At 53.2% G+C, this 18,312-nt stretch carries 19 protein-coding genes; 11 read left to right on the top strand and 8 right to left on the bottom strand.

The genetic code is table 11. From position 1 onward, the window contains the following. Positions 1–61: 61 nt before the first annotated feature. The 5 genes from pnp (at position 62) to mtr (ending at position 6,695) form a co-directional block, all read left to right on the top strand. The gene (pnp, locus tag GF617_RS02660) at positions 62–2,197 is read left to right on the top strand and encodes a polyribonucleotide nucleotidyltransferase (RefSeq protein ID WP_181620938.1); all 2,136 of its coding nucleotides are present in this window, start codon (positions 62–64) and stop codon (positions 2,195–2,197) included. A gap of 109 nt (positions 2,198–2,306) precedes the next feature. Further along, positions 2,307–3,191, top strand: a complete 885-nt coding sequence (gene nlpI / locus GF617_RS02655) for a lipoprotein NlpI (RefSeq protein WP_181620937.1) — start codon at positions 2,307–2,309, stop codon at positions 3,189–3,191. A gap of 107 nt (positions 3,192–3,298) precedes the next feature. Further along, on the top strand, positions 3,299–3,379 hold the full coding sequence (gene yrbN, locus GF617_RS02650) for a protein YrbN (RefSeq protein WP_097919743.1): 81 nt from the start codon (positions 3,299–3,301) through the stop codon (positions 3,377–3,379). Further along, positions 3,372–5,306: a DEAD/DEAH family ATP-dependent RNA helicase gene (locus tag GF617_RS02645; RefSeq protein WP_181620936.1), complete on the top strand. Its 1,935-nt coding sequence runs from the start codon at positions 3,372–3,374 to the stop codon at positions 5,304–5,306. The genes yrbN and GF617_RS02645 overlap by 8 nt, the downstream gene beginning before the upstream one ends. Before the next feature lie 144 nt (positions 5,307–5,450). Beyond that, positions 5,451–6,695: a tryptophan permease gene (gene mtr / locus GF617_RS02640; protein ID WP_203451008.1), complete on the top strand. Its 1,245-nt coding sequence runs from the start codon at positions 5,451–5,453 to the stop codon at positions 6,693–6,695. 85 nt (positions 6,696–6,780) lie between these two features. On the opposite strand, the gene GF617_RS02635 is transcribed toward mtr, so the two are convergent. The 3 genes from GF617_RS02635 to GF617_RS02625 all read right to left on the bottom strand — a co-directional run bounded on the left by GF617_RS02635 (position 6,781) and on the right by GF617_RS02625 (position 9,858). Further along, positions 6,781–7,788: a luciferase-like monooxygenase gene (locus GF617_RS02635; RefSeq protein ID WP_181620934.1), complete on the bottom strand. Its 1,008-nt coding sequence runs from the start codon at positions 7,786–7,788 to the stop codon at positions 6,781–6,783. A gap of 188 nt (positions 7,789–7,976) precedes the next feature. Continuing rightward, positions 7,977–8,855, bottom strand: coding sequence for a U32 family peptidase (locus GF617_RS02630; protein ID WP_181620933.1), 879 nt, complete (start codon positions 8,853–8,855; stop codon positions 7,977–7,979). A gap of 7 nt (positions 8,856–8,862) precedes the next feature. Further along, positions 8,863–9,858 (bottom strand): peptidase U32 family protein, encoded by a 996-nt coding sequence (locus GF617_RS02625; RefSeq protein ID WP_203451007.1) that lies wholly within the window; start codon positions 9,856–9,858, stop codon positions 8,863–8,865. A 220-nt stretch (positions 9,859–10,078) separates the two neighbouring features. On the opposite strand from GF617_RS02625, the gene GF617_RS02620 reads away from it, so the two are divergent. After that, positions 10,079–10,603, top strand: coding sequence for an SCP2 domain-containing protein (locus GF617_RS02620; RefSeq protein ID WP_181620931.1), 525 nt, complete (start codon positions 10,079–10,081; stop codon positions 10,601–10,603). Next, positions 10,597–11,100 carry a GNAT family N-acetyltransferase gene (locus GF617_RS02615; protein WP_181620930.1) on the top strand — a complete coding sequence of 168 codons (504 nt, stop codon included), beginning with the start codon at positions 10,597–10,599 and terminating at the stop codon, positions 11,098–11,100. The genes GF617_RS02620 and GF617_RS02615 overlap by 7 nt, the downstream gene beginning before the upstream one ends. Here the strand turns inward: GF617_RS02615 and GF617_RS02610 are convergent. Next, the gene (locus tag GF617_RS02610; protein WP_203451033.1) at positions 11,087–11,428 is read right to left on the bottom strand and encodes a GIY-YIG nuclease family protein; all 342 of its coding nucleotides are present in this window, start codon (positions 11,426–11,428) and stop codon (positions 11,087–11,089) included. The genes GF617_RS02615 and GF617_RS02610 overlap by 14 nt on opposite strands. 14 nt (positions 11,429–11,442) lie before the next feature. On the opposite strand from GF617_RS02610, the gene GF617_RS02605 reads away from it, so the two are divergent. From GF617_RS02605 to GF617_RS02595, 3 genes are read left to right on the top strand one after another with little or no spacing between them, the layout of a single operon-like run. Further along, positions 11,443–11,871, top strand: a complete 429-nt coding sequence (locus GF617_RS02605) for a YhbP family protein (protein ID WP_181620929.1) — start codon at positions 11,443–11,445, stop codon at positions 11,869–11,871. A 3-nt stretch (positions 11,872–11,874) separates the two neighbouring features. Then, a complete protein-coding gene (locus GF617_RS02600; RefSeq protein WP_181620928.1) occupies positions 11,875–12,519 on the top strand; it encodes an NAD(P)H-binding protein in 645 nt (214 codons plus the stop codon). A gap of 37 nt (positions 12,520–12,556) precedes the next feature. Continuing rightward, positions 12,557–13,594, top strand: coding sequence for a permease (locus GF617_RS02595; protein ID WP_203451006.1), 1,038 nt, complete (start codon positions 12,557–12,559; stop codon positions 13,592–13,594). A gap of 36 nt (positions 13,595–13,630) precedes the next feature. Here the strand turns inward: GF617_RS02595 and dolP are convergent, their stop codons facing one another. The 4 genes from dolP to GF617_RS02575 are packed head-to-tail and all read right to left on the bottom strand — an operon-like array spanning position 13,631 to position 17,346. Further along, positions 13,631–14,206: a division/outer membrane stress-associated lipid-binding lipoprotein gene (gene dolP / locus GF617_RS02590; RefSeq protein ID WP_181620926.1), complete on the bottom strand. Its 576-nt coding sequence runs from the start codon at positions 14,204–14,206 to the stop codon at positions 13,631–13,633. 9 nt (positions 14,207–14,215) lie between these two features. After that, entirely contained in the window at positions 14,216–14,806 is a 591-nt protein-coding gene (gene diaA, locus GF617_RS02585) for a DnaA initiator-associating protein DiaA (RefSeq protein WP_003861754.1), read from the bottom strand. A 21-nt stretch (positions 14,807–14,827) separates the two neighbouring features. After that, on the bottom strand, positions 14,828–15,220 hold the full coding sequence (locus tag GF617_RS02580; protein WP_181620925.1) for a YraN family protein: 393 nt from the start codon (positions 15,218–15,220) through the stop codon (positions 14,828–14,830). Next, positions 15,178–17,346, bottom strand: coding sequence for a penicillin-binding protein activator (locus GF617_RS02575; RefSeq protein ID WP_203451005.1), 2,169 nt, complete (start codon positions 17,344–17,346; stop codon positions 15,178–15,180). Before GF617_RS02575 ends, GF617_RS02580 begins: the two co-directional genes overlap by 43 nt. Positions 17,347–17,409: 63 nt before the next feature. Between GF617_RS02575 and rsmI the strand changes: the two genes are divergently transcribed. After that, positions 17,410–18,273, top strand: a complete 864-nt coding sequence (gene rsmI / locus GF617_RS02570; RefSeq protein ID WP_181620923.1) for a 16S rRNA (cytidine(1402)-2'-O)-methyltransferase — start codon at positions 17,410–17,412, stop codon at positions 18,271–18,273. Positions 18,274–18,312 lie beyond the last annotated feature (39 nt).

The raw sequence follows: 18,312 nt of genomic DNA, 5'->3' as shown, positions 1-18,312 counted from the left end.
GGGTTAAAATCGTCAGCACACCGAATGGTGTGCTGTCAAACATTTAAGAAAGGACAGAACTTTGCTGAATCCGATCGTTCGTAAATTCCAGTATGGTCAGCATACCGTCACGCTGGAAACCGGCATGATGGCACGTCAGGCTACTGCTGCCGTTATGGTGAGCATGGATGACACTGCGGTATTCGTTACCGTTGTTGGCCAGAAAAAAGCAAAACCAGGTCAGGACTTCTTCCCTCTGACCGTAAACTACCAGGAGCGTACTTATGCTGCCGGTAAAATCCCGGGTGGTTTCTTCCGTCGTGAAGGCCGCCCAAGCGAAGGCGAAACCCTGATTGCGCGTCTGATTGACCGCCCGGTTCGTCCGCTGTTCCCGGAAGGCTTCGTTAACGAAGTTCAGGTTATTGCTACCGTTGTTTCCGTTAACCCACAGGTTAACCCAGACATCGTTGCTATGATTGGTGCATCTGCTGCACTTTCCCTGTCCGGTATTCCATTCAACGGCCCAATTGGTGCTGCTCGTGTGGGTTATATCAACGACCAGTACGTACTGAACCCAACTCAGGAAGAGCTGAAAGAAAGCAAGCTGGACCTGGTTGTTGCCGGTACTGAAGCTGCGGTTCTGATGGTTGAATCTGAAGCTGAACTGCTGAGTGAAGATCAGATGCTGGGCGCTGTGGTATTTGGTCACGACCAGCAGCAGGTTGTTATTCAGAACATCAACGATCTGGTGAAAGAAGCTGGAAAACCACGTTGGGACTGGCAGCCTGAAGCGGTAAACGAAGCGCTGAACGCGCGCGTTGCTGCGCTGGCTGAGTCTCGTTTGAGTGACGCTTACCGCATCACCGACAAACAAGAGCGTTATGCTCAGGTTGACGTGATCAAGTCTGAAACTATCGCCACGCTGGTAGCTGAAGACGAAGCCCTGGACGCTAACGAACTGGGCGAAATCCTGCACGCAATCGAGAAAAATGTCGTTCGTAGTCGCGTGCTGTCTGGCGCACCACGTATTGATGGTCGTGAAAAGGACATGATCCGTGGTCTGGATGTTCGTACTGGCGTTCTGCCACGTACTCACGGTTCTGCACTGTTCACCCGTGGTGAAACTCAGGCGCTGGTAACAGCAACACTGGGTACGGCACGTGACGCACAGAACATCGATGAACTGATGGGTGAGCGTACTGACAGCTTCCTGTTCCATTACAACTTCCCTCCGTACTCCGTAGGTGAAACCGGTATGGTTGGTTCGCCGAAGCGTCGTGAGATTGGTCACGGTCGTCTGGCGAAGCGCGGTGTGCTGGCTGTAATGCCGGATGCTGACAAATTCCCGTACACCGTTCGTGTGGTTTCTGAAATCACCGAATCCAACGGCTCTTCTTCTATGGCTTCCGTATGTGGTGCTTCTCTGGCGCTGATGGATGCGGGTGTACCGATCAAGGCCGCTGTCGCAGGTATCGCGATGGGTCTGGTGAAAGAAGGCGACAACTTTGTCGTTCTGTCTGACATCCTGGGCGACGAAGATCACCTGGGTGATATGGACTTCAAAGTTGCGGGTTCCCGCGAAGGTATCTCTGCCCTGCAGATGGATATCAAAATTGAAGGGATCACCAAAGAGATCATGCAGGTTGCTCTGAACCAGGCTAAAGGTGCACGTCTGCACATCCTGGGCGTGATGGAACAGGCGATCAATGCGCCACGTGGTGACATTTCTCAGTTCGCACCGCGTATTCACACGATCAAGATCAGCCCAGATAAGATCAAAGATGTTATCGGTAAAGGCGGTTCTGTTATCCGTGCTCTGACCGAAGAAACGGGAACCACTATCGAAATCGAAGATGACGGTACTGTGAAAATCGCAGCAACCGACGGCGAGAAAGCGAAATTTGCTATTCGTCGTATCGAAGAGATTACAGCAGAAATCGAAGTGGGCCGTATCTACAGCGGTAAAGTGACCCGTATCGTTGACTTTGGTGCATTCGTTGCCATCGGTGGTGGTAAAGAAGGTCTGGTTCACATCTCTCAGATCGCTGATAAGCGTGTTGAGAAAGTGACTGATTACCTGCAGATGGGTCAGGAAGTACCGGTTAAAGTTCTGGAAGTTGACCGCCAGGGCCGTATTCGTTTAAGCATTAAAGAAGCGACCGAGCAGTCTCAGCCTGCTGCCGCGCCGGAAGCTCCGGCCGCAGAACAGGGCGAGTAAGGTTGCCATTTGCCCTCCGCTTTGCGGAGGGCTTATTATCAGGCAGGACGCCTTGTTGAGCCGCCGGGGGACAGGACGTTCATCCAATAGTTGTCTTCGGGAGTGGGAAATGAAGCCTTTTTTGCGCTGGTGTTTCGTTGCGACAGCTTTAACGCTGGCAGGATGCAGCAACTCTGCCTGGCGTAAGAGCGAAGTCCTCGCAGTGCCATTGCAACCGACTTTGCAGCAGGAAGTGATTCTGGCACGCATGGAACAAATTCTTGCCAGTCGGGCTTTAACCGATGACGAACGCGCACAGCTTTTATATGAGCGCGGAGTGTTGTATGATAGTCTCGGTCTGAGGGCATTAGCGCGTAATGATTTTTCACAAGCGCTTGCAATCCGACCTGATATGCCAGAAGTATTCAATTATTTAGGCATATATTTAACGCAGGCAGGCAATTTTGATGCTGCCTATGAAGCGTTTGATTCTGTACTTGAGCTTGATCCAACTTACAACTACGCGCACTTGAATCGCGGTATCGCATTGTATTACGGCGGTCGTGATAAGTTAGCGCAAGATGATCTGCTGGCGTTTTATCATGACGATCCTAATGATCCTTTCCGTAGCCTGTGGCTTTACATCGCTGAGCGAAAGCTCGATGAAAAGCAGGCCAAAGATGCGTTAAAACAACGCTTCGAGAAATCGGATAAGGAACAGTGGGGATGGAACATTGTCGAGTTCTACCTGGGCAACATTAGCGAAGCAACGCTGATGGAACGCCTCAAGGCGGACGCAACGGATAACACCTCGCTCGCTGAGCATCTCAGTGAAACCAACTTCTATTTAGGTAAGTACTACCTAAGTCTGGGGGATAAGGACAGCGCCACGGCACTGTTCAAATTAGCGGTTGCTAACAACGTACACAACTTCGTTGAGCACCGTTATGCATTGTTGGAATTATCGCTCTTGGGCCAGGAGCAAGACGACCTGGCAGAATCGGACCAGCAATAGCTGACGACATAAACATCAGCCCGTAATCTTTTGATTGCCATCACCTTCATTGGTGAGGGCGTTGTTGTTCGTCAATACACCTACTTTGAGCCGGTTCACACTTTTCAATGAAAATTGCTAATCATTTTCACGACGAGTTATGTAGACTGGCCGCCATTAATATCGAGGCACTTGTACTACATGGCTGAATTCGAAACCACTTTTGCAGATCTGGGCCTGAAGGCTCCTATCCTTGAATCCCTTAACGATCTGGGTTACGAAAAACCATCTCCGATCCAGGCTGAATGCATCCCGCATTTACTCGCTGGTCGTGACGTGCTGGGCATGGCCCAGACTGGTAGCGGCAAAACTGCAGCGTTCTCGCTGCCGCTGCTGAACAACATTGATCCGGACCTGCGTGCACCGCAGATCCTCGTACTTGCTCCGACCCGTGAACTGGCTGTTCAGGTAGCGGAAGCAATGACTGAATTCTCTAAACACATGCGCGGCGTGAACGTGGTTGCTCTGTACGGCGGCCAGCGTTATGACGTGCAGTTACGCGCCCTGCGCCAGGGCCCACAGATTGTTGTCGGTACGCCGGGCCGTCTGCTGGATCACCTGAAGCGTGGTACTCTGGATCTCTCTAAACTGAGCGGTCTGGTACTGGATGAAGCTGACGAAATGCTCCGCATGGGCTTCATCGAAGACGTAGAAACTATTATGGCGCAGATCCCGGAAGGTCATCAGACCGCTCTGTTCTCTGCCACCATGCCAGAAGCGATCCGTCGTATTACCCGTCGTTTCATGAAAGATCCGCAGGAAGTGCGTATCCAGTCCAGCGTTACGACTCGCCCGGACATCAGCCAGAGCTACTGGTCTGTTTACGGCATGCGTAAAAATGAAGCGCTGGTACGTTTCCTGGAAGCAGAAGATTTTGATGCGGCGATTATCTTCGTTCGTACCAAAAACGCGACCCTGGAAGTGGCTGAAGCTCTGGAACGTAGCGGCTACAACAGCGCAGCACTGAACGGCGATATGAACCAGGCACTGCGCGAGCAGACTCTGGAACGTCTGAAAGACGGTCGTCTGGATATCCTGATTGCAACTGACGTGGCAGCACGTGGTCTGGACGTTGAACGTATCAGCCTGGTTGTAAACTACGATATCCCAATGGACTCTGAGTCTTACGTTCACCGTATCGGTCGTACCGGTCGTGCGGGTCGTGCGGGTCGTGCGTTGCTGTTCGTTGAGAACCGCGAACGTCGTCTGCTGCGTAATATCGAACGTACCATGAAGTTGACCATTCCAGAGGCCGATCTGCCAAATGCAGAACTGTTGGGCAAACGTCGCCTGGAAAAATTTGCGGCTAAAGTACAGCAACAGCTGGAAAGCAGCGATCTGGATCAGTACCGTGCTCTGCTGGCGCAAATTCAGCCAACCGCAGAAGGCGAAGAACTGGATATCGAAACGCTGGCTGCAGCATTGCTGAAAATGGCGCAGGGTGAACGTACTCTGATCGTACCGCCTGATGCACCGATGCGTCCTAAGCGTGAGTTCCGTGACCGTGACGACCGTTTCGAGCGCCGTGGCGATCGTAATGACCGCAATGATCGTGGTCCACGTGGTGACCGTCCAGAGCGTGGTGGTGAAGACCGTCCACGTCGCGAGCGTCGTGACGCTGGCGAAATGGAATTGTACCGTATTGAAGTGGGCCGTGATGATGGTGTTGAAGTTCGTCATATTGTTGGTGCTATTGCTAACGAAGGTGACATCAGCAGCCGTTACATCGGTAACATCAAGCTATTCGGTACTCACTCCACTATCGAGCTGCCAAAAGGCATGCCGGGCGAAGTTCTGCAGCACTTTACTCGTACCCGCATCCTGAACAAGCCAATGAACATGCAGCTGATGGGCGATGCCCAGCCGCGTTCTGATCGTGGTGGCGAGCGTCGTGGTGGCGATCGTCCTGCCGGTGAGCGTCGTAGCTTCGGCGGCGGTGAACGTCGTGAAGGCGGTCGTGGTCCTCGTCGTGAAGGTTCTGCACCAGGTGCTGGTCGCTTCAGCGGCGAACGTCGTGAAAACCGTGGCCCACGTCGTGAAGAAGGTTCCAGCCGTCGCCGTTTCGGTGACGCGTAAGCCTTACGTTTAATAACGTAAAGTAAAATATACAGCCCCGGTACTTGCGATCGGGGCTTTTTTTATTCCCTTTGTACTCCTGTACTGGTACAGTGCAGCGCATTAACGTGCAGTACCGAAATATTTAACTGGAGATAAGGCTGTATGGCGACACTAACCACCACACACACATCACCTTCGCTACTTGGCGGCGTGATGATCATCGGCGGTACGATCATTGGCGCAGGGATGTTCTCTCTGCCTGTGGTTATGTCCGGTGCGTGGTTCTTCTGGTCGCTGGCTGCGCTCGTTTTTACCTGGTTCTGCATGCTGCACTCCGGGTTGATGATCCTGGAAGCTAACCTGAACTATCGGATAGGTTCGAGCTTTGACACCATCACGAAGGATCTACTGGGAAAACGCTGGAATGTGGTGAATGGCATCTCTATCGCGTTCGTGCTCTATATCCTGACATACGCCTATATCTCTGCCAGCGGCTCGATTCTGCACCACACGTTTTCTGAGATGTCGTTGAATGTACCGGCGCGCCTGGCGGGACTGGTATTTGCGCTTGGTGTGGCATTTATTGTCTGGATGAGTACTAAGGCTGTCAGCCGGATGACGGCGATTGTGCTGGGGGCGAAGGTCATCACCTTTTTCCTGACATTCGGCAGCCTTCTGGGACACGTTACACCAGCGACACTGTTTAACGTCGCGGAGAGTGATGCCTCTTACACGCCATATCTGCTAATGACCCTGCCATTTTGTCTGGCTTCATTTGGCTACCACGGCAACGTTCCTAGCCTGATGAAATACTATGGTAAAGATCCGCGTACCATTGTGAAGTGTCTGGTCTACGGCACGCTTCTGGCTCTGGGGTTGTACGTTATCTGGTTGTTGGGGACGATGGGGAACATTCCGCGCCCTGAGTTTATTGGTATTGCGCAGAAAGGTGGCAATATTGATGTTCTGGTACAAGCGCTAAGTGGTGTCCTGAATAGTCGCAGTCTGGATCTGCTGTTGGTGGTGTTCTCTAACTTCGCTGTTGCCAGCTCCTTCCTCGGAGTCACACTGGGCCTGTTTGATTACCTGGCGGATCTGTTTGGTTTTGATGATTCAGCGATGGGGCGTCTGAAAACCGCCCTCCTGACTTTCTTGCCACCGATTATTGGTGGCCTGCTGTGGCCGAACGGTTTCCTGTATGCCATCGGTTATGCAGGGTTGGCGGCAACCATCTGGGCGGCAATTGTTCCGGCGCTGCTGGCTCGCAAATCACGTAAACGCTTCGGCAGCCCAACATTCCGTGTCTGGGGGGGAAAACCCATGATTGCACTGATTCTGGTCTTTGGTGTCGGCAATGCGCTGGTACATGTCCTGTCGAGCTTTAATCTGCTGCCTGTGTATCAGTAAACGTAATGCCCGGTGGCTATGCTTACCGGGCCTACAGGGAGCGAACAGGCCGGATAAGGCGAAGCCACTATCCGGCAAAAACACACTATCCCACCAACTCCTCTTTCACCTGCATCGCCAGCTCAAACGAGTGCAAACGTGCCTGGTGATCGAAAATCTGCCCATTAACCATAATCTCATCAGCCTGGGTTTCCCGTAGCACAGCTTCCAGCCCGTGTCGCACCTTCGCTTTGTCCCCAACCAAAGACATGCTCAGAGCCTGCTGCACACCGTATTGCTCTGAAGCAGACCACAGCTGATGCATGTTTTCTACCGGTGGTGGTAGCTGGCCGGTTTCACCGCGGCGTAATTTCGTAAATGCCTGCTGCATTGAGGTAAAGAGGAATTCAGCATCGCGATTGCTGTCCGCAGCAATGATATTGATACACACCATCGCATACGGTTTTTCCAGCCGCTCAGAAGGTTTAAAGTTCGTTCGGTAGAGATGCAATGCCTGGTGCAGCATATCAGGGGCGAAGTGCGAGGCGAAGGCAAATGGCAGGCCGAGTTGGGCTGCCAGTTGCGCACCGTAGAGGCTTGAGCCGAGCAGCCATACAGGGAGCTTCTCACCATATCCCGGAACAGGGCGAACATGAGGATTAGGATCGCGCGCGTCGAACCAGTCCACCAGTTCGGCGACATCACGCGGGAAGTTATCAATATCGCCGCTCATGTGGCGACGTAACGCACGCATCGTCGGCTGATCGCTGCCTGGTGCTCGGCCCAGTCCCAGGTCGATACGTCCAGGATAGAGGGTATTCAGCGTGCCAAACTGTTCGGCAATCACCAGAGGAGAATGGTTTGGCAGCATTACACCGCCTGACCCCAGGCGCAGCGTTGTGGTGTTTGCGGCCAGATACCCAATCAGTACAGACGTTGCTGCACTGGCGATCCCGACCATATTGTGATGCTCTGCCAGCCAGTAGCGATGAAACCCACGCTTTTCGGCAAGCTGGGCAAGATCAAGAGAATGCGAGAAGGCTTCCCTGGCTGAAGAGCCTTCAGGGATCGGTGCAAGATCGAGCACCGAGAACGGAATGGATTTATCAGTCATAACAGCTCACTTTGTCGACGGTAATATTTTAATAGTGCATTAAAAATTACTAACCGTTGTTAACAAAGTGAGCTTTTACACAGCACCCTTCAAGCTGCCTCCGTGTTGGCTGCACCTGTTCACCCCAGTCACTTACTTGAGTAAGAACCTGGGGATTCTAAGACTTGCCGCCTTGATACAACTTACATTTACGCCTGAAGCTCCAGGCCAGCGAGACGTTTCCAGTAACCGTTGCAGTCGCTGTTGGCGGTGAGCGGTAGCGGTGATGTCCCATTTTCATTGGCGCGGAAGGCATCCATCATGGCGAAAGATTCGGTTCCAAGCGGGGACAAACGCACTATATCAACCAGCCCTTTCATTGAGGTCAGCTCGTTGCCGAGGTTATAGACATAGCCACTCATGGTCTGAATACCATTCAGGACAAACACCTGCTGGTTTTCTTGTGACAGCACATTGCGACCATTCGGGTATTTGATGCAGCAGGTTTCGCATTCGTCTTTAGGGCGGTCCTCTGAGCGGGCAGTAAAGCAGCGTGCAGAGTAGGCTAATGGCAGATGACCGTAGCTCAGCACCTCGACTTCAAACTGATTGCGGATCCCAAGCTCTTCGCACTGATTGAGCAAGTTCACCAGCCAGTCACGTGACAACTCGACAGGCATGCACCAGCGAGTCATACCTTGTTTGAGCAGCAGCTTCAGCGTGACGGCGTTATAGCAGTTCAGTGCATGCCCGGCGACGAATGGCAGGTTGCGTTCTGCGCACATATTCACAACACCCAGGTCGCTGGCTTCCAGCAGGAACTCTCCGTTCTCCACATAACGTTTGAGTTCACCCAGTTCGGATGAGGCTTGAACCAGGGCCAGCGTGGAGAGCACCACCTGCTTGCCGCTACTTGCCAGACTTTTCGCCATATCCAGCCAGTCACCCACTTTAGTGGCCCGGCGTTTGCTGCACACGGCTTCCCCGAGATAAATCACATCGGCACTGCTGGTTGCAGCCTGCTGGTAGAAATCTTCCAGCGTTTCTTTTGACCAGTAGTAAAGTACTGGCCCTAATGAATATTTCATGGTCTTCTCACTGCCATTTACGGTGATACGCGCCGAGCGTGGTTTGCGTGCCTTCGGACATTGATCCGAGGGTATCCATCCAGGCGGACTGCGGCGCATAGTTTTGCGGGTCGCTCATACAGCGGTCGATGGCCTGACGCCAGACTTTTGCCACCTGGCTGACGTAGGCTGGGCTGCGCTGGCGACCTTCGATTTTCACCGACGCAATATTCGCGGCCAGCAACTCTGGCAGTAGCTCCAGGGTATTAAGGCTGGTGGGTTCTTCCAGTGCATGGTAGCGCTCACCGTCAACTTTATAGCGGCCTTTGCACAACGTTGGATAGCCTGCGTTTTCGCCATCCTGATAGCGATCGATCAGCACTTCGTTCAGGCGTGACTCCAGCCCCTTAGGGGTTTGCTGCCAGCGAACAAAACGAGCAGGGGAACATGCACCGACAGTATTCGGCGATTCCCCGGTCAAATACGAGGAGAGATAGCAACGTCCCTCAGCCATAATGCACAGGCTGCCAAACGCAAAAACTTCCAGTGGAACTGGCGAGACACGTGCGAGTTGCTTAACCTGATGAATAGAGAGCACGCGGGGTAACACTACACGGGCAACGTCAAAATGACGGTGGTAAAAACGAACGGCTTCTTCGTTGGTCGCAGAGGCCTGAACAGAGACGTGGCGCTCAATATGCGGGTAGCGTTCTGCGGCATACTCAAGCATGGCGAGGTCAGCCAGAATTAGCGCATCAGCACCCAATTGTGCCGCCATATCCACTGCGCGCTGCCAGCGGGCGTAGCCATCAGGATGGGCAAAGGTGTTGATCGCGATATGCAGCTTGCGCTTATGCTGGTGTACGAAGTTGACGGCTTCCTGGAGCTTCTTCTCCGTAAAGTTGAGGCCAGCAAAATGGCGGGCGTTGGTATCATCTTTCAGCCCGATATAGACCGCATCGGCCCCATTTTCGATGGCCGCCTTAAGCGCCGGAAGGTTTCCGGCTGGGCAGAGCAGCTCCATAATTTATCCTGGTGTAGTCGATCTCAGCGATCGTAAAATTGTTAACGAACGGGGATTTTAATTAACCTATACGCGACAATTTTTGATTTAAGGCAGCTAATGGCGTATTGATGACACCAATAATGCGTTATACCCGACAACGGTTTGTTGATTTACGCCGCTATGTTGGTTTCTGGATATGGCAAAATAACAGGACTATAGATATCAGGGAGTAAAGCTCGTGCTGGATAAACTGCGTTCACGTTTCGTACAATTTGGTCCATCAATGCTGAGCGTACCGGTAAAACTGACGCCGTTCGCACTTAAACGTCAGGTGCTGGAGCAAGTACTGAGCTGGCAATTCCGTCAGGCGCTGCAGGACGGCGAACTGGAGTTTCTGGAAGGCCGCTGGTTGAGTATTGAAGTCCGTGATATCGGGCTACGTTGGTTTACCTCGGTAGAAAATGACCAGCTTGTTGTACGAGAATCGGCTGAGGCGGATGTCAGCTTCAGTGCTGACGCCAGCGATCTGTTGATGATCGCCGCACGTAAACAGGACCCGGATACCCTTTTTTTCCAGCGCCGTCTGGTCATTGAAGGTGATACCGAGTTGGGCCTGTACGTCAAAAATTTGATGGATGCCATTGAGCTGGAGCAGATGCCAAAAGCGCTGCGCGTGGTACTGCTGCAACTGGCGGACTTTGTAGAGGCTGGGTTGAAAACCCCGCCGGAAAGTAAACACACTTCAGTAGGTGAGCCATGCTGATTCGAGTTGAAATTGGGATTGATGCACCAGGTATCGATGCGTTGTTACGCCGGGCATTTGCGAGTGATGCAGAAGCCCAACTGGTTCACGATCTCCGCGAAGACGGCCTAATCACACTGGGACTGGTCGCCACTGACGATGAAGGCCAGGTTGTCGGTTATGTTGCGTTCAGCCCCGTATCGGTTCAGGGCGAAGAGCTACAGTGGGTGGGAATGGCCCCTCTCGCCGTAGAGGAAAGCTATCGTGGTCAGGGGCTTGCGCGCCAACTGGTTTATGAAGGGCTGGATTCACTCAATGAGTTCGGCTATGCGGCGGTTGTCACTTTGGGCGATCCGGCATTCTATGGCCGTTTAGGCTTCGAGCAGGCAGCACGTTACGATCTGCACTGTCGCTGGCCGGGTACGGAAGCAGGATTCCAGGTACACCGTCTGGCAGACGATGCATTGAATGGCGTAAGCGGGTTGGTTGAGTACCACGATCACTTCAATCGCTTTTAGCCGACAGATTTTGCAGGCGCTCCTGCAGCGCCTCAAATGATCCGTCTCCGGTGACGAGGCGCTCTTTTTCACGCTTCGTGAGCTGTTTTATGCGGTATTCCATTCTCAGGGCCAGTGAGCGATCGCCCACATGCGCTGAAAAGACCAGTGTTAACGAGCCTTTCCCCCGCAGCGCCTTTGCGCCTTTCCCCGTTTGATGTTCAAGGAAACGTCGTTCTACGTCGGTGGTGATCCCGGTATAGAGTGCGTTATCAGACGTTCGGACAAGATAGAGAAACCAACACACGGTAAGCAGATTCAGTATATTAAGGTGAATGCACCTTAGCACGAGAGAGAAGACAAATGGAAACACTGACGGCGATAAACCGCTGGCTGGCAAAGCAGCACGTCGTGACCTGGTGCGTACACCAGGAAGGCGAACTCTGGTGTGCTAACGCGTTTTATTATTATGATCCTCAACGCGTGGCGTTTTACGTGCTCAGTGAAGATAAAACCCGTCATGCGCAGATGACTGGCCTTCAGGCCCCAGTTGCGGGTACGGTCAACGGCCAGCCCAAATCAGTCGCACTGATCCGTGGTCTTCAGTTCAAAGGCGAGATCCGCCGTCTGGAAGGTGAAGAAAGCAACACGATGCGCAAGCATTACACCCGGCGGTTTCCGGTTGCGCTCGCATCGTCTGCCCCCGTGTGGGAAATTCGGCTTGATGAGCTAAAATTTACTGACAATACACTGGGGTTTGGTAAAAAAATCCACTGGTTACGTCAGGAGTAGAACATGAGTCAGGTCTTGATTACTGGCGCGACAGGTTTAGTGGGTGGCCACTTACTGCGTATGTTACTGCAGCACCCTAAAGTTAACTACATTGCCGCCCCAACCCGACGCCCGCTGGCAGATATTGCGGGTATCTATAACCCTCATAAGCCGCAACTCAGTGATGCTCTGGCGCAAGTGCAGGATCCCATTGATATCGTCTTTTGCTGCCTTGGAACGACGCGCCGGGAAGCCGGAAGTAAAGAGGCGTTCGTTCATGCTGATTACACACTCGTTGTTGAGACTGCGCTTGCGGGAAAACGTTTGGGGGCCAAGCACCTGCTGGTGGTGAGTTCAATGGGAGCAAATGCTCACTCACCTTTCTTCTACAACAAAGTGAAAGGCAAAATGGAACAGGCGCTGATTGCGCAGAAATGGGAGCGTTTGACAATTGTGCGGCCCTCTATGCTACTGGGCCATCGTGAAACATCGCGTCTCACTGAGATGGTACTTGCTCCTGTGTTCCAGTTTTTTCCAGGTAACTGGAAATCTATTGATGCCAGAGACGTTGCGCGAGCAATGCTGAAAGAGGCGCTGACGCCCTCTCAGGAGGGGACTAACATTGTTCCTTCGGCAAAATTACGTGAACTTGCACAGGGTGAGGCGTAGTATCTCCGGGCTTAATGAATACTCCCTGGGGAATGTTATGGCTGGTCAGTCTTCATCTCAAACGGCAACACCGATTCAGTGGTGGAAGCCCGTTCTCTTTTTTCTCGTTGTTCTTGTGGGTCTTTGGTATGTGAAATGGCAACCGTATTACGGTAAAGCCTTCACGGCGGCTGAGACCCACAGCATAGGTAAATCCATTCTTGCGCAGGCCGATGCCAGCCCGCTGAAGGCCGCGTGGGATTATGCCATGGTCTATTTTCTTGCCGTCTGGAAAGCGGTGGTCTTAGGTGTGCTGCTGGGATCGCTGGTTCAGGTTCTGATCCCGCGTCACTGGTTGATGAAAACGCTGGGTCAGCCCCGTTTTCAGGGGACGCTATTAGGCACGATTTTTTCGTTGCCAGGCATGATGTGTTCCTGCTGCGCCGCGCCAGTCACTGCGGGTATGCGCCGTCAGAATGTGTCGATGGGCGGTGCGCTGGCATTCTGGATGGGTAACCCGCTGCTGAACCCGGCAACCCTGGTCTTTATGGGATTTGTGCTGGGATGGCATTTTGCACTTATTCGACTGGTTGCTGGGCTACTGACAGTACTTGTGGTGGCCACACTGGTACAGAAATGGGTGAAAGAGAAGGGCGCACAACCTGTTGCTGTGGATGTTGAGCTGGCTGAGCCGCAGGGCAGTTTCTTTATGCGTTGGGGAAAGGCGTTGTGGCAGCTTTTCTGGAGCACGATCCCGGTATACATCCTGGCGGTACTGGTTCTTGGCGCGGCGCGCGTCTGGCTCTTCCCGCATGCCGATGGCGCTATCGATAATTCGTTGTTGTGGGTGATTGCGATGGCTGTTGCAGGCTGCTTGTTTGTGATCCCAACTGCAGCCGAGATACCGATTGTTCAGACCATGATGCTGGCTGGCATGGGGGCAGCGCCGGCTCTGGCGTTACTCATCACGTTGCCTGCGGTAAGCCTGCCATCACTTATTATGCTGCGGAAGTCATTTCCGGCGAAAGCGCTGTGGTTAACAGGCTTGCTGGTGGCGCTGAGTGGAGTGATAACAGGAAGTATTGCGCTGTTTTAAGATAAAAAAATACCCGGCCTGAGCCGGGTATTTTTATTATTTGATATAGGTAAACGCGGTAGTGACGTGTTTCACGCCGCTCACCCGGCTGGCAATATCGGCTGCCGCTTTGCCTTCCCGGTCGGTGACCAGACCCAGCAGGAACACTTCCCCGTTCTCGGTAGTCACTTTTACGTTTGATGATTTCACCTGGTCAGTGCCCAGCAACTGGGAACGGACTTTGGTGGTAATCCAGGTATCAGACGAGGCCGTTCCCAGACCAATCGGCTGTCCCTGGCGCACTTCGTTGAAGACTTCGGTTGTCCCTTCCACACCCATCGCTATCTGTTTTGCCCGCGAAGCGAGCTCTGTATTTGGAGACTGGCCTGCCAGCAACACTTTGCCCTGATACGCCGTCACATTGATGCGTGCTTCTTTCTTAATTTGTTCGTCTTTCGACAGGGCGCTGTTTACGCGCAGTTCAAGCGTACTGTCATCAACCTGTGTACCGACAGAGCGCGGATCGGTCGCCGCTTTCGTGCCAACGGCAGCTGTACCAACAACAGCTGCAGCAATACATCCCTGAAGTAGCAGTGCAGACATAAGGACTGCGAGGGTCGATAAAGCCTTCATGAGTACTCCTTAATCATCCTGGTGAGGGAAAAGCGTGTTATCGATCAAATCGCATAAGCAGTTCACCGTTAGCATGTGCATTTCCTGAATGCGCGCGCTACGGTGAGAAGGAATGCGGATTTCCACATCCTGTGGCCCTAAAAGGCCCGCGAGTTCACCACCGTCATAACCGGTCAAGGCAACAATAGTCATATCGCGGGTGACGGCCGCTTCTACAGCTTTGACAATGTCGCGGCTGTTTCCGCGCGTGGAGATCGCCAACAGCACGTCTCCGGCATGGCCTAAGGCACGCACCTGCTTCGCGTAAATCTCGTCATGCAGACGATCGTTTGCAATCGCTGTTAAGACCACATTATCGGTATTTAGTGCAATGGCAGGTAAACTAGGTCGTTCTGTTTCAAAACGATTTATCATACTGGCAGCAAAATGCTGTGCATTGGCGGCGGATGTACCATTGCCACAACAGAGGATTTTGTTGCCGTTTAGCAGGGACTGTACCAGCGTCATCGCTGCGCGAGAAATCGCGTCCGGGAGGGCTTCCGCCGCTGCAATCTGAGTTTGAATGCTTTCTGTGAAGCACACTTTAATTCTTTCGAGCACGTTATCCCTTTTAAATCTTATTTATGCTTCGCCAAACGCGTTTTTTAGCCATTCGATCTCATTTCCGGTGAAGGCTATCACATCGAAACGGCAATCCACAGTATCAAAGCTCCCACTATGGCGGGCAAGCCACAAGTGGGCAGTGTGTAATAATTTACGTTGTTTGGCGAGCGTCACGCTGGCAGCCGCACCGCCGAATTGCGATGACTGCCGATAACGGACTTCGACAAACACGGTTGTCTGACCCTCTTTCATGATGAGGTCAATTTCGCCGCCACGTCCACGCACGTTGGCGGCGATAAAGCGCAATCCCTTGCCTTCAAGCCAGCGGCGCGCGTTCATTTCCCATGCGTCACCGGCTTGTTTGCGGCTTAACTGGCCGGGACGATTTGCCCCTGCTGGTATTTGAGCCATGATAACTTCCTGTTAATCACGCAGTCCTGAGTTGCTGTCAAATCGCCTGTATTCCCGTTGAGCTCGAAGCCCGGAACCTGGCGCATCTGGGTAAAGTGGTTTGCCAGAGCCCAGGCATCCACACCCATTGCATACAGTCTTGCCAGTGAGTAGTCGTTATGGACGGCACTCAACGCCTGTTGCATCAGTGCCGGGTTGCTTCCTGCCAGCATGGGGATTTCGCTGTACTGCAGCCCGTCCATTTCCAGTCGGAAATCCGGGCCCGCTGTGCCTTGCGCGCTACGTGAGCTTGCGTACAACGTTGCACCGCTCTGACTACCGTTACGCATCGCAATCATGGGCTTGATGAAGGCAATCTCTTCCGGTGTCGCGACGATATAGGCCGCATCCACTTTCCCCCCACCGCTGATCTGCGCATCGGTCGGTGGGGCAGGGATCGTCAGGCCGCCAATGGTTACGCCCTGCTGAGGGGGAAGGCTTGCTGTTACCGGGCTACCGTTCAGTGCAATACCCGCGCCGCCGTTGACACCCGCCCTCAGTTCTGAGGAAGAGCCAAATTTCTGCTGTAGCACCACGCCGCCACCCAGTTTTTGCCATTCCTGAGCAAAGGCGGTCGCCACACGGTCGCCCAGAGTACTGCGCGGAATGAGCAGCAGAGGAGCTTGCTTGCCTTGCTCGTGAATATGACGCGCCGCATCGCGGGCTTCATCTTCCGGAGAGAGGGCGAAGTAGCACATATTTGCGCGGTTCTGAACCTGTTCCGGCTGGTTGAGGGCCAGCACATTCAGCGTGGTGTTGCTTTTCATCAGTTCATCGACATTGTTTTTCAACAATGGACCTACAACGATACTCGCTCCATCCTTCTGGACTTGCGCCAGTACCTGATCGAGCGGCTGAGAGCTGGTATCGTAAATCTTCAGTTCCGCACCGGGGTTCGCACCTGTCGTTACGGTGGTAGCAGGTTGCGGTTGCGTCGCAGGCTGTTGTACCGGTGTGGTTGCCTGTGATTGCGTCGTCGCTGTGTCGCTGGCGGAGGCCGCAGGTGTCGCTGGAGCCTGAGCCGGACTCTGCTGCGCCGCGGCGGCTGGTGCAGGCGTTGCCGCAGGGGCAGTCGTTGGTGCGGTGACCGGGTTTTGCATTGTGCCCTGAGCTGGCGTTTGAGCGGTTGTCAGATCACTGGTTTCGGCAGCAGAGGGGCTAACCACGTTCGCTACGTTTGCCGCCTGAGCCGCTTGTTCAGGGACGGCATTACCTGCAACGGCCGTTGTGCCATTTTTCGCAGCTTCAAAGCCTTGCTGGATAGTGCGACCAAACACCGCAGCCTGACCGTTTAACGGCAACAGCAGAGCAATTTTATTGGTGGATGCGGGTTTGAAGTTCTGCACGTTCACCAGTTGCGATGGCAGTAATTTCGCTCCTGGGTTTTGCGGATAACGTGTCTGCCAGTCGGTAATACCGGCTTTCAGCATTGTTGGATCGCTACGGTTGTTAAACCACATCTGCTGCAGATCCAGCCAGCCTTGCAGAACATTTTCATCTGCATTGATCACCAGGGCCTGCGCCTGTTCTGGCGTCATTGCGGAAAGGGCCTGCCAGGTGGCATCAATATTTTTCTGCTTGTCTGCACCGCTCAGCAGCGGCTCTTGCGCAATTAAGGCGCGCAGCAGTTGCAGTGAAGGACGACCTTGCTCGGCGGCAATGCCTGCCTGCCAGAAACGAGCCTGTTGGTTTTTATCGAGCGAGCTAACATCAATATCACCCAGCATTTTTTTCGCTGCCGGATAATCTTGTTGCACAATCTTCAATTCCGCAGCCAATAAAGCCTGTTCACGATGCTGAGCATCGTTCAGTTCTTTCGGTAACTGATTAAACAGATCGGCGGCCTGCTGCGTTTTACCTTCTTTCAGCAGTGCACGAATGGCGAGTAATTGCCAGTTGGTCTTGGTATCATTTGAGCTCTGCGACATTTGTTGCAGATAAAAGCCAGAATCAGCCTGTGCCGATCCCTGCATGTGGGCAGCACTTTGATCGGGTGTCTGCGTGCCACAGCCTGCGAAAAACAAGGCTGCCAGCACAAGAGGCACGCTGCGCGCGGCTTTTGTTCGAAGAAACGTTAACGGTACCATACTGTATCCAGTGATTTTTTTTTACGCAATGCTCAATAATAAATCGGCAATACGGACTAAACAATGAAACAACACGAAACGGCAGATAATTCTCAAGGCCAGCTTTATATTGTACCTACTCCTATCGGGAATTTGTCTGATATTACCCAACGTGCGCTCACTGTATTGCAAGCGGTTGATTTAATTGCTGCTGAGGATACCCGCCATACAGGGCTGCTGCTGCAACATTTTGCCATTAACGCCCGTCTGTTCGCCCTGCACGATCACAATGAGCAACAAAAAGCCGAAACGCTGGTGGCGAAACTGAAAGAGGGGCAGAACATCGCCCTGGTGTCCGATGCGGGTACACCGTTAATTAATGATCCTGGCTACCATCTGGTTCGTACGTGTCGTGAAGCGGGTATCCGCGTTGTCCCTCTGCCTGGGCCTTGTGCGGCCATTGCAGCATTAAGTGCGGCGGGTTTACCGTCCGACCGTTTCTGCTACGAAGGCTTTCTTCCGGCAAAATCTAAAGGCCGTCGCGACACACTGAAAGCGCTGGAAGCTGAACCACGCACGCTGATTTTTTATGAATCCACCCACCGTCTTCTGGAAAGTCTGGAAGATATGGTGGCCGTCTGGGGCGAATCCCGCTATGTCGTGCTGGCACGTGAACTGACCAAAACCTGGGAAACGATTCATGGTGCGCCGGTTGGCGAACTCCTCGCATGGGTGAAAGAAGACGAAAACCGTCGTAAAGGCGAGATGGTACTGATTGTTGAAGGACACAAAGCTGAAGACGATGCCTTGCCTGCTGATGCACTGCGTACACTGGCACTGCTGCACGCCGAATTGCCGCTCAAGAAGGCTGCTGCGCTTGCCGCTGAGATCCACGGCGTGAAAAAGAATGCACTGTATAAGTACGCGCTGGAGCAGCAGGGCGAATAAAACGAACGGCCGGGCGCATGCCACTTCGCCCGGCGTATT

The organism is Lelliottia sp. RWM.1 (assembly GCF_016859735.1).
Taxonomy (GTDB): Bacteria; Pseudomonadota; Gammaproteobacteria; order Enterobacterales; family Enterobacteriaceae; genus Enterobacter.
The sequence above is the reverse complement of the archived record's forward strand: the minus strand, read 5'-3'. Positions and strand labels throughout refer to the sequence as shown.